Consider the following 10,865-nt stretch of genomic DNA (forward strand, 5'->3'; position numbering starts at 1 on the left):
CTTCCAAAGCGTTACCGTGAATAATCACAACCGGTGGATTACTACCACCTTGGTGGGCATAACGCATTTTCGGGCGAATTTTGCCTGCCAATGGCGGCTGCTGACGCTCCATCGCTAACTGCAATGCTCGCGTGAGTTTTGGCGTAGGAATCTTAATCATCGCGGCATCATAAGCTTGATTAATTGAACCAAACAAATCGCCAACGCCACTGCCTTGTAACGCCGAAATATAGTGATACTTAGCAAAATCAAGGAAGGCCAATTTACGCGCCATATCGCGCTTAATAATTTCTCTTTGCTCTAAATTAGCTGAATCCCACTTATTTATCGCCACAACCAAAGCGCGGCCAGACTCTAAAACAAAACCAGCAATCTTACCGTCTTGATCGGACACATCTTGTGTTGCATCCAAAACTAAAATCACCACATTGCAATCTTCAATTGCTTGCATGGTTTTAATGACCGAAAACTTCTCAATCATATCGGTCACCTTACCGCGGCGACGTACACCCGCAGTATCGATTACCGTATAGTTGGCGCCATTTCGTTCAAAATCAATAGCCACAGAATCACGCGTTGTACCTGGCGCATCAAAAGCAATCACGCGCTCTTCACCAAGAATGGCGTTCACCAAAGTGGACTTGCCCACGTTTGGACGACCCACGATGGCAAATTTAGGGTGTGTTTGTTCTTCTTCTGGCTCAGGATCAGGGAAACCTTCCAAGATTTCATTAATCAGGTGACGAACGCCCTCGCCATGCGAAGCTGAAATCGCAACTGGGTCACCTAAACCAAACTCATGAAACTCGGCAGTCATCACCGCGCTATTCATGCCTTCAATTTTATTGACCGCCACCCAAACCGGACGATCACCTTGACGCAAACGATTGGCAATCATTTTGTCTTGCGGTGTTAAGCCATTACGCCCATCAACAATAAAAATAATGGCATCAGCTTCATCAATGGCTTGCAAAGTCTGCTTGGCCATTTCAAACATAATACCTTCATCAATCACCGGCTCAAATCCACCGGTATCGATCACCAAGTACGGCTTTTCACCGACTTTACCATGCCCGTAGTGACGGTCACGCGTTAGGCCAGGCTGATCGGCCACCAAAGCATCACGGGTTTTGGTTAAACGATTAAATAGTGTTGATTTGCCCACATTGGGGCGCCCGACGAGGGCAATAGTTGGTTTCAATTCAATTCCTTATTCCATCCATATGACGGCGCAACAGCGCAGCCTTAATGTCGATGGGTATTACTGAGTGCCGAGCAGATAAATACTGCCTTTTCCGGTCTGAACAATCGCTTGCGAACTATCAGATTGCGGTGCTAAATAAATGCGGCCACCATCGGTAGGCAATTGCCCAACAAAGCGACCATCTTCTGGGTTTAAAACATGAATATAACCATCTAAATCACCGACCAATATATTGCCAGCCAACATCGCCGGCGCAGAAATCAATCGGTTCGCTAATAAATCTTGACGCCAAATACTGCGGCCAGTCGTGCGTTCAAAGGCATTAATTTGCCCTTTGGCGTCGGTAACATACACGTTTTGACCATCAATCGCTAAGCCCGTCCAGCTGGAAATCTCACGAGTCCAGAGTAAATTGCCTTGCTTGGCACCAAGGCAAGCAACGCGTCCTTGGAAAGCCACGGCACAAACCATATCGCCACGCACCACAGGAGGGGCAACAATATCAGTCACGCGCTCAAGTTCACTCGCACCACGCGGCAAAGCCACTGGTGCCTCCCAGAGCACACGACCATCAGCGATTGAAATCGCAGTCAAACGCCCTGCAGCCTGCCCGACATACACTACGCCATCCGCTACAACAGGCGGGGCATAATTTCGCAACAATAAAGCCGGCTGAGGACGCTGATAAATCCACTTGAGCTCGCCCTTATCTGCAGAAAAAGCACTGACTTTGCCATCGCCAGAACGAACAATCACCAAGTCATCACTGACAACGGGCGCAGAAATCACCTCACTACTGACTTTTTCCGACCAAATGGCCTGCCCTGTTAAGTCATAAGTCAGCACATCACCATTGGTACTACCAACCGCAATTACACCACCAGAAATGCCAACACCACCTGCGATTGGCTGAGCAATTTTAATTTGCCAGCGCTTATTGCCACTAGCTCGCTCAAACAGCGCCAATTCATTATTGCCGCCTACCGCAGCAATCAAATCACCATTAAATGCAGGTTGAAAACGATATTCAGTTTTCCCACCCAATGAGGCTTTCCAATCAACCTTGGTATTACCCTTAGCAGTAACAACAGGCAAAGTAGCGGGTTCAGGCGCATTACTGATGGTACTGCAAGCACTAATTCCAAAGACACTGAGTAGCAATAATGGACGAAGGCATTTCATGCTTACTTATCTCCCAATACATCCAGCTTAATTTCTACCAATTTCAAATTCGGTGCGTCTTTTGGCAGCTTGGCAATGGCTTGACGATAGGCATCAGCGGCAGCCGCAGTTTGGCCTTGTGCGTGGAAAATATCACCGCGTAGCTCGGCGTAAAGCGGAGAAAAACCCTCTTCTTCTGGCGTTTTCAATAGTGCCAACGCTTCAGGATATTTTTTCTCTTCGGCCAAAATACTGGCTAATCGCAAGCGCGCTGTATCGCGTAATGCAGCTTCTTTACTGTGATCAACAACCCAAGTCAATTCCGTGCGTGAAGCAGCGGCGTCCCCCTTGAGATAATCTAATTTAGCGGCAATTAAAGCGGCACGGGGCGCATAAGGCGTTTTGCTATAGTCGCTTTTCAATAAGGCAACACCGGCCTTAAATTTGCCATCATCAGTCAGGTTATTTTCAATCTGGGCATAGACCTCAGCCGCTTTGGCAATCTGCTGTTTCTCCCAACCTTGCCAGCCTTTCCAAGCCGCAAACGAAATTAAAAATACTGCAAACCCGAGCGCCAACCATTTACCCCAGTTTTGCCACCAGTCTTTCATGGTGGCGATTTGTTCTTGTTCTTGTAAATCAAATGCGGCCATGGTTATCCCCTGAATAAATTAAATACTGCGAATCACTTGTGCCAACTGATCTTGCGACACGATTTCTTGTTTGCCTTGTTGCTCGCCAGTCAGTGTTTTTAAATTAACCGTCTGAGACGCCACTTCACCTTCACCAATCACCACGGCAAAACGTGCCCCCGATTGATCGGCTTTTTTAAATTGCGATTTAAAACTACCACTGCCGCCATGATAAATGACATTCAAGCCGGCTGCGCGCAATTGACGCGCCACGGTAAATGCATTTCGAGCGGCGGCTTCGCCTTGATGAACCACATAAACATCGGGCAACTGGGCTGGAATCGCAACTTCGTTGATTTCCAATAACAGCATTAAGCGCTCAATCCCAATCGCAAAGCCAACCGCCGGGCAAGGTTTACCGCCCAATTGCTCAACCAAACCATCGTAACGACCACCGGCAGCCACGGTACTTTGCGCGCCCAATTGCGTTGTCGTCCATTCAAAAACGGTACGATTGTAATAATCAAGGCCACGCACTAAGCGTGGATTTAAGGTATAGGCAATCCCTGCGTCGTCGAGCAAAGCTTTAACCGTTTCAAAGTGTGATTTTGATGCTTCACCCAAAAAGTCGATCAGTTGCGGCGCATTTTCAGCCATTTCTTGCAAAGCTGGATTTTTGGTATCCAACACACGCAATGGGTTGGTATACAGCCGGCGCTGGCTATCTTCATCGAGTATATCGATATACCCTTCCAAATATTGAATCAACTTGGCACGATGTGCCGCGCGTTCTTCAATATCGCCCAAAGAATTGAGCTCTAAACTCATACCACTCAAACCAAGGCGCGGCCATAAATCGGCCAGCATCACAATCACTTCAGCGTCGACATCTGGCGTAGCAAAACCAAACGCTTCAATACCCATTTGGTGGAACTGGCGATAGCGGCCCTTTTGCGGACGCTCATGACGGAACATGGGGCCGGTATACCAAAGGCGCTGAGTTTGATTGTAAAGTAAGCCGTGCTCAATACAGGCGCGCACGCAACCGGCGGTCCCTTCTGGGCGCAGCGTCAGTTTTTCACCGTTAAGGCTGTCTTCAAAGGCGTACATTTCTTTTTCAACGATATCGGTATGCTCACCAACACCACGAATAAACAAATGCGTTGATTCAACAATCGGCATCCGAATCTGGCTATAGCCATAAGCGGCCAGCCATTCTCGTGTTACTTGTTCAAAAAACTGCCAGCGACTTGATTCTTGCGGCAGCACATCATTCATGCCGCGAATACCTTGGATGGTTTGAGCCATATTTTTATATGCTTTAAATTAAATCAAGAAAGGGTATTTGATTGCAGCCCATTACACAAAAAGGCTACAGAGCAATACCCAATCAAATTGAAGTTAATGGAATAATTTTTGCTGCCTGTTCACGCCGTTTTGAGCCGCCCACCGCGTAATGCGTCATCACATAGCGCTCAACAATGGCCTGAAACTCAACGGCCACATTCTCACCCTTGAGCGTGACGTCTTTTTCGCCATCGACATACACTGGACACACTGGCACTTCACCGGTACCCGGCAAACTAATCCCAATATCAGCCAGCTTAGATTCACCCGGACCATTGACCACACAGCCCATGACCGCGACTTTCATCTCTTCAACACCCGGATAGTCTTTACGCCACAGCGGCATTTTTTCACGCAAAAAGCTTTGAATGTCTTGTGCCAACTCTTGAAATACCGTCGACGTAGTACGACCACATCCAGGGCACGCCGTGACCAAGGGCGTAAAACTACGCAAACCCATGGTTTGCAATAATTCTTGCGCCACAATCACTTCTTTGGTGCGATCGCCATTGGGTTCTGGCGTTAACGAAATCCGAATCGTGTCGCCAATCCCTTCTTGCATCAAAATCGCCAAAGCGGCACTCGATGCCACAATCCCTTTGCTACCCATGCCCGCTTCAGTCAACCCCAAATGCAATGGGTAATCACAGCGCGCACCCAAATCGCGGTATACCGCGATCAAATCTTGCACGTGAGACACTTTGCACGACAGCAAAATTTTATCGGGAGATAAGCCCCACTTTACCGCTTGTTCAGCCGATTCGAGCGCCGACACTATTAAGGCTTCGCGCATCACCGCATCGGCACCCAATGGCTGTGAACGTTTGCTATTTTCGTCCATCATCCGCGCAGCAATGCTTTGATCGAGCGATCCCCAGTTCACGCCGATGCGCACGGCTTTATTGTATTCAATGGCTTTTTCAATCATCGACGCAAATTTTTCGTCGCGTTTACTGCCTTTACCCACATTACCCGGATTAATCCGGTACTTCGCCAAGGCCTGCGCGCAGTCAGGGTAATCACGCAATAAGCGATCGCCATTGTAATGAAAGTCGCCCACCAACGGCACTTTACAACCCCAGTTCTCTAACTTGGTTTTAATATTACCCACTTGTGCTGCGGCTTCTGGGCTATTCACGGTGATACGAACCACCTCAGAACCGGCGCGCCACAATTCAAAAATCTGTCTTGCCGTGCCTTCAGCATCGGCCGTATCGGTATTGGTCATCGACTGCACGACTACGGGGTGATCACTACCGACCCAAACATGGCCGACTTGAACTTGACGGGTTTTACGACGTGTAATCAGGCTCGACATACGATTATTTCAATTCCATATTAACCACATCAGAACCGGGCTTGAGATAAGCACTCAAATCCACATTTTGACCATTAAAATACAATTGGGTTTTTGGGGCGTTACCGATCTTCACACGATAGGGCGGTACACCTGCCACAACGCGCTCGTAACCCGGACGAATAATCTCGGACAACACTTTATTGCCATTGGCATCCACAATTTGCACCCAGCTATCGGTCTGCGAGGTGATTTTAATTGCATGTGTGTCAGCCACTGCCGATGCTGTACTCGCAAGCACCGCAGCCGCTTTTTTAGTCTGTGGTGCGCTGGCAACGGGCAAGGTGGCAGCAAGCTGAGGCGAACTGGCCACAGGCGCAACCGCACTCGCGGCACTGGCTAAGACCACAAGCTCTTCTTGCACTGCAGAAGCAGCAATGACATCCACAATCGGTTGATTTTCCATCTCTGGCAAAGCCAGCTCAGGATGCGCCGGTTGCTGTAAATACCAAAACACGCACCCCACGCCCAAAGCCAAGCCCAAGACACTCATCAAGACAATGGCCGATGACGGGCGCCGACGCTTACTTTTAAATGGAATCGTGCCTGTGGTTTCCAAAGGCGCATCGAGTAAGGTGGTCGATACTTGCTCTGCAGGTAAAACCTGCGCCAAATACTCAAGCAAAGGCTCAGCATCCAAATGCACCAGTCGCGCATAATTACGCACAAACCCTCGGATAAATAAATTGCTTGGCAATTCATCAAAGGCTTCTTGCTCAATTGCAATCACTTGGCGCACTGCGAGTTTTAATTGGTTAGCAACCTGCTCTGGACTTAATTCTAAAGCTTCTCGTGCATTGCGTAATTGTCGACCTGCAGGTAACAAGCCTGCGGTCGATGAAGATTCAAACTGATCAGTCATATTTTCCAATCTGTAACTTAGTGGCTTCTACTGAATCGGGGAAAGCGCTGAGTAAATCTTTGGCATAGCGTTGCTCGGCGGTTTTATTGCCAATCGCACGCTCGACTCTCACTCCCAGCCATAGCAATTCAACCGGTGTTGGCTTACTCGATCGATATAGATCGACAAACAAACGCTTCGCCTCAGGCAAGTCCCCCGACTTTAACATTAAATTACTCAGCTGAAATTTAGCTTGTAAATAATTTGGTCTTTGTAACAGGATTTTCTTATACCACTGCGCAGCCAAAGCGTTATCTTGATTACTTAAAGCGCAATTGGCTGCGGCCATCATGGTGTTTTCTGGCGTGGGATACAAAGGATCGCTGAGCGCGGTATTAAAATGACTTTCAGCTTGCTGAACCTGGCCATTAGCGCAAAGAAAATTGGCGTAATTGTGGTTCACATCTGAGTTACTCGGCTCGATCTTTAAAGCCTGCTTAAAGATATCCGCCGCAGTGGTTTTATCGCCCAAGGCCCAATACGATAAAGCCATTACATTGTAAGCCAAGACATATTTGGCATCGGCGGCAATGGCTTTTTTGGCCTCATCCACAGCAATAGGATACTGCCCAACTTTATAATATTCGGACGCGAGCCGCGTTCTAACGCTGGCGCGAGAATCTTCATTGCCCAGTGCAAAATGACTTAGGCCAAGCCACAAGGCCACTAGCAATAAAGTATTTTTCACGCATCGCCTCCAGTTTTAAATAAAATAGGTCGAGTTTCGAGCATTTTTTCCGTGCGGCGAGTTTTGTCTAAAACCTGCCCTGCCAATTGCCCACAAGCGGCGTCAATATCTTCACCACGCGTTTTACGCACGGTAACGATGTAACCGGCTTGCAATAGAATATCCCGGAAACGATGAATCGCCTCACGGCTTGAACGCTGATAACCGGCATTCGGAAACGGATTAAACGGAATCAAATTAAACTTACACGAAGTCGATCGCGCCAACGCCGCCAATTGATGCGCATGCTCAGGCTTATCATTAATGCCATCAAGCATCACATATTCAAAGGTAATAAAATCACGTGGTGCTTTTTCTAAATAACGATTGCACGCATCCATCAATTGTTTGAGCGGATATTTTTTATTAATCGGCACAATCTCATCGCGAATCGCATCATTCGGTGCGTGCAAACTCACCGCCAGCGCTACCGGACAATCTTCGCGCAGCTTATCCATTTGCGGCACCATGCCTGAGGTCGATAAGGTAACGCGGCGACGTGACAAGCCATATGCATTGTCATCCAACATCAAACGCATCGCAGCAACCACATTGTCATAATTGGCTAGGGGTTCACCCATGCCCATCATCACCACATTCGATACAATCCGAGTATCGTCATTGGTTGCAGTACCGACGCGCGCCGCATCAAAAGAGAGGCGACGATTAGCCCACCATAATTGGCCAATAATCTCTGCAGTCGATAAATTACGATTAAATCCTTGCCGTGCCGTCGAGCAAAAAGTGCAATCGAGCGCACAACCAACCTGACTGGAAACACATAAAGTACCGCGGTCATCTTCGGGAATAAACACCGCCTCAACCCCGTTACCCGTACCGACATCCAGCAACCATTTGCGGGTGCCATCTTTGGCAATTTGTTCGGCCATCATCGCCGGTGGTGCAATACAGGCATCGACAGCTAATTTTTGCCGAAACGATTTGGCGATATCACTCATCGCATCGAAATCCGCTACGCCGCGCTGATGAATCCACTTCATCAGTTGCTTGGCACGAAACGGTTTTTCACCGAGTTGTACCATCAATTGGCCTAGACGCTCCGCATCGTAATCCAACAAATTTATTGTCATGTCTTTATCCACCAAGGCTTACGCCATTTATTTCATCAGTGACGCTCGCTGAGATCGCCAAGCGAGCGTCTTTACCACCACTACTTACAAGCTAAAACTTAACGTGCGTACACTTCAGCTGCATCGAAAAAATAAGCGATTTCAATCGCGGCATTTTCCAAACTATCAGAGCCATGCACCGCATTGGCATCAATACTATCGGCAAAGTCAGCACGAATCGTACCGGCAGCGGCATCTTTTGGATTGGTTGCGCCCATCAAATCGCGATTCAATTTCATCGCATTTTCGCCTTCTAGCACTTGAATCATGACTGGACCTGAAATCATGAACTCAACCAAAGCGCCAAAGAAAGGACGCTCTTTATGCACCGCGTAAAAGCCTTCTGCTTCGGCACGGGTGAGGTGCTTTAGTTTCGCCGCAGCGATTTTTAAACCTGCAGTTTCAAAACGATCATAAATTTTACCGATGACATTTTTTGCAACAGCATCCGGTTTAATCATCGATAGGGTACGTTCAACAGCCATTTTTATCTCCAGTGTGAGTCGTTATTTTCAATTTAACGAAAGAAACTTTGCAGCGTAATGTAATTTAAGCTAGCCTCGTGCGAATTATATTTATTTCACGTCGACCAAATTCAAGCCTGGACCAAATCCCCATAACTCAGCGACAACACCAAAGATGGATCACCATCGTCTCCACCGAGTCGCAACATAGGGAATTTAAGTAAGCGACTTGAAGCTCTTAAACCTGAGGCAAATAGCCCAGCAGTATAACACCATAGCGAGCACCTGACCGATGAGTGATGGACTTGACCCCATCTTGCAGCAGAAAGAACAGCAGCAATTAAAAACCCAACTCTTGTGGCGACTCGGCATTGCTGCCGCATTGATCGGCATTGTACTGAGTGCCATTGCATGGTTTGATCAAGAACGAAAAAATGCCGTACCTGAAGTTAAAATTGCCAGTGATGTGGGAACAGCAAAAATCCTCACGCCACTGACTGTGGCATCCGAGATCGAATCGACAGCGCCCAGCCCGAGCATCAGCAGTGAAGTGGCCAGCATGCCAACCCTCGCCCCGAGTCCAAGTCCAAGTCCAAGTCCAAGTCACAATCAAACACCGATTCAAGCCATTAGCAATCCGGCACCCAAGCCAAGCGCAACGGCACAGCGTACCGTGGTGGCAGAGCAAACTCGCAGTGAGCCTAAGTCGGATTCGTTGCCAATACCGATAATGAATGTACCAACACCCAATGTAGCAACGCCAACGGCCACTCGCCAGCCCGTCAAACCGAGCAATAACTACCCTGCAGCAAGCACTGGGCAGCAAGGGTATAGCGTGCAAGCTGGCGTCTTTTTGCACGCCAACAATGCCGAAAAACTACTGGTGCAACTACAAACTGCCGGCATTCCGGCCTACCTAGAAACCCGCGTGCAAATTGGTCCATTTAAGAGCAAATCACAAGCCGATATCGCCGTTAAAAAACTGCGGCAGCTGGGAATTGAGCCGGTATTAAGAACGCAATAAAGTATCAAAAATCGGCTAGCGTGGATTTCAATTAGTCACAGACTATGAATTGATCGGCGCATTCGGTAAACGATGAATCGGCTCTAAATCCGATTGCAGCAAAGCTTGCCGCACCGCTTCGATCGCCGCCTGCCGTGGGAAATTACGTCGCCAAGCCAAAATAACGCGTCGAGAAGGCACGGGCTCAGTGAACGGGCGTAAGGTTAGCAACGCTTCATCGGCCACACTCACCGACGTTGCTGGCAACACGGTCACCCCAATACCGCCCGCCACCATATGCCGAATCGTCGTTAATGACGAACCTTGCAATGTCCGCTGCAAACTCCCCACCGACATACTTTCACGATTTAAATCGGAGCAGGTTTGCAAAACCTGATCGCGAAAACAATTACCCGGCGACAATAACAATACATTTTCATCTGACAATTGTTCCGATGAGATCGAATCGAGCAACTCCCACTCGTGCCCTTTCGGTGTTGCAACCACAAATTCCTCATCATACAAAGCCTGGGTCGAAATACCCCCTTCATGAAAAGGTTCCGCCAAAATCGCCAGATCAATCTCACCTTGCTTGAGCATTTCGGCCAAACGCACGGTGTAATCTTCTTCGAGCAATAACTGCATTTGCGGCGCGATACGGCGTAATTGCGGAATCAAATGCGGTAATAAATACGGCCCAATGGTGTAAATCACCCCCAAGCGCAGAGCCCCAGCCAGCGGATCTTTACCTTGTTCGGCCAGCTGCTTGACCATCGACACCTCCTCGAGCACGCGCTGCGCCTGCTCAACGATGCGCTCGCCACTTGGCGTGACCGTCACCTCTCCGGCTGCGCGCTCAAACAGCACCACACCCAGCTCTTCTTCCAGTTTTTTAACGGCCACCGACAACGTCGGCTGCGATACAAAACAGCTATTGGC

The 10,865-nt window shown here is 48.5% G+C and carries 11 protein-coding genes; 1 reads left to right on the top strand and 10 read right to left on the bottom strand.

What is annotated here, in order from left to right:
• From der to ndk, 9 genes are all read right to left on the bottom strand, one after another.
• Positions 1-1,201, bottom strand: a 1,201-nt coding sequence (gene der / locus Q0V82_RS15480; RefSeq protein ID WP_297577176.1) for a ribosome biogenesis GTPase Der, incomplete at its 3' end; no start/stop codon positions are given.
• A 60-nt stretch (positions 1,202-1,261) separates the two neighbouring features.
• Positions 1,262-2,386, bottom strand: a complete 1,125-nt coding sequence (gene bamB / locus Q0V82_RS15485) for an outer membrane protein assembly factor BamB (protein WP_297577177.1) — start codon at positions 2,384-2,386, stop codon at positions 1,262-1,264.
• A gap of 2 nt (positions 2,387-2,388) precedes the next feature.
• Positions 2,389-3,018, bottom strand: coding sequence for a tetratricopeptide repeat protein (locus tag Q0V82_RS15490; RefSeq protein ID WP_297577179.1), 630 nt, complete (start codon positions 3,016-3,018; stop codon positions 2,389-2,391).
• Positions 3,019-3,036: 18 nt separating this feature from the next.
• Positions 3,037-4,305, bottom strand: coding sequence for a histidine--tRNA ligase (gene hisS / locus Q0V82_RS15495; protein ID WP_297577180.1), 1,269 nt, complete (start codon positions 4,303-4,305; stop codon positions 3,037-3,039).
• Positions 4,306-4,387: 82 nt separating this feature from the next.
• On the bottom strand, positions 4,388-5,662 hold the full coding sequence (gene ispG, locus Q0V82_RS15500; RefSeq protein WP_297577182.1) for a flavodoxin-dependent (E)-4-hydroxy-3-methylbut-2-enyl-diphosphate synthase: 1,275 nt from the start codon (positions 5,660-5,662) through the stop codon (positions 4,388-4,390).
• Positions 5,663-5,666: 4 nt separating this feature from the next.
• Entirely contained in the window at positions 5,667-6,563 is an 897-nt protein-coding gene (locus tag Q0V82_RS15505; RefSeq protein WP_297577183.1) for a RodZ domain-containing protein, read from the bottom strand.
• Positions 6,556-7,290, bottom strand: coding sequence for a type IV pilus biogenesis/stability protein PilW (pilW, locus tag Q0V82_RS15510; protein WP_297577185.1), 735 nt, complete (start codon positions 7,288-7,290; stop codon positions 6,556-6,558). The genes Q0V82_RS15505 and pilW overlap by 8 nt, the downstream gene beginning before the upstream one ends.
• Positions 7,287-8,420, bottom strand: a complete 1,134-nt coding sequence (rlmN, locus tag Q0V82_RS15515; protein WP_226763697.1) for a 23S rRNA (adenine(2503)-C(2))-methyltransferase RlmN — start codon at positions 8,418-8,420, stop codon at positions 7,287-7,289. Before rlmN ends, pilW begins: the two co-directional genes overlap by 4 nt.
• 98 nt (positions 8,421-8,518) lie before the next feature.
• Positions 8,519-8,944 carry a nucleoside-diphosphate kinase gene (ndk, locus tag Q0V82_RS15520; RefSeq protein ID WP_226763698.1) on the bottom strand — a complete coding sequence of 142 codons (426 nt, stop codon included), beginning with the start codon at positions 8,942-8,944 and terminating at the stop codon, positions 8,519-8,521.
• A 271-nt stretch (positions 8,945-9,215) separates the two neighbouring features.
• Here ndk and Q0V82_RS15525 point away from each other — a divergent pair, with 271 nt between their 5' ends.
• Positions 9,216-9,947: an SPOR domain-containing protein gene (locus Q0V82_RS15525; RefSeq protein WP_297577187.1), complete on the top strand. Its 732-nt coding sequence runs from the start codon at positions 9,216-9,218 to the stop codon at positions 9,945-9,947.
• Positions 9,948-9,989: 42 nt separating this feature from the next.
• Here the strand turns inward: Q0V82_RS15525 and Q0V82_RS15530 are convergent.
• Positions 9,990-10,865: hydrogen peroxide-inducible genes activator (locus Q0V82_RS15530; RefSeq protein WP_297577188.1), on the bottom strand; the 876-nt coding region annotated here is incomplete at its 5' end.

The sequence above is a fragment of the uncultured Deefgea sp. genome, assembly GCF_947072475.1.
Classification (GTDB): Bacteria; Pseudomonadota; Gammaproteobacteria; order Burkholderiales; family Chitinibacteraceae; genus Deefgea.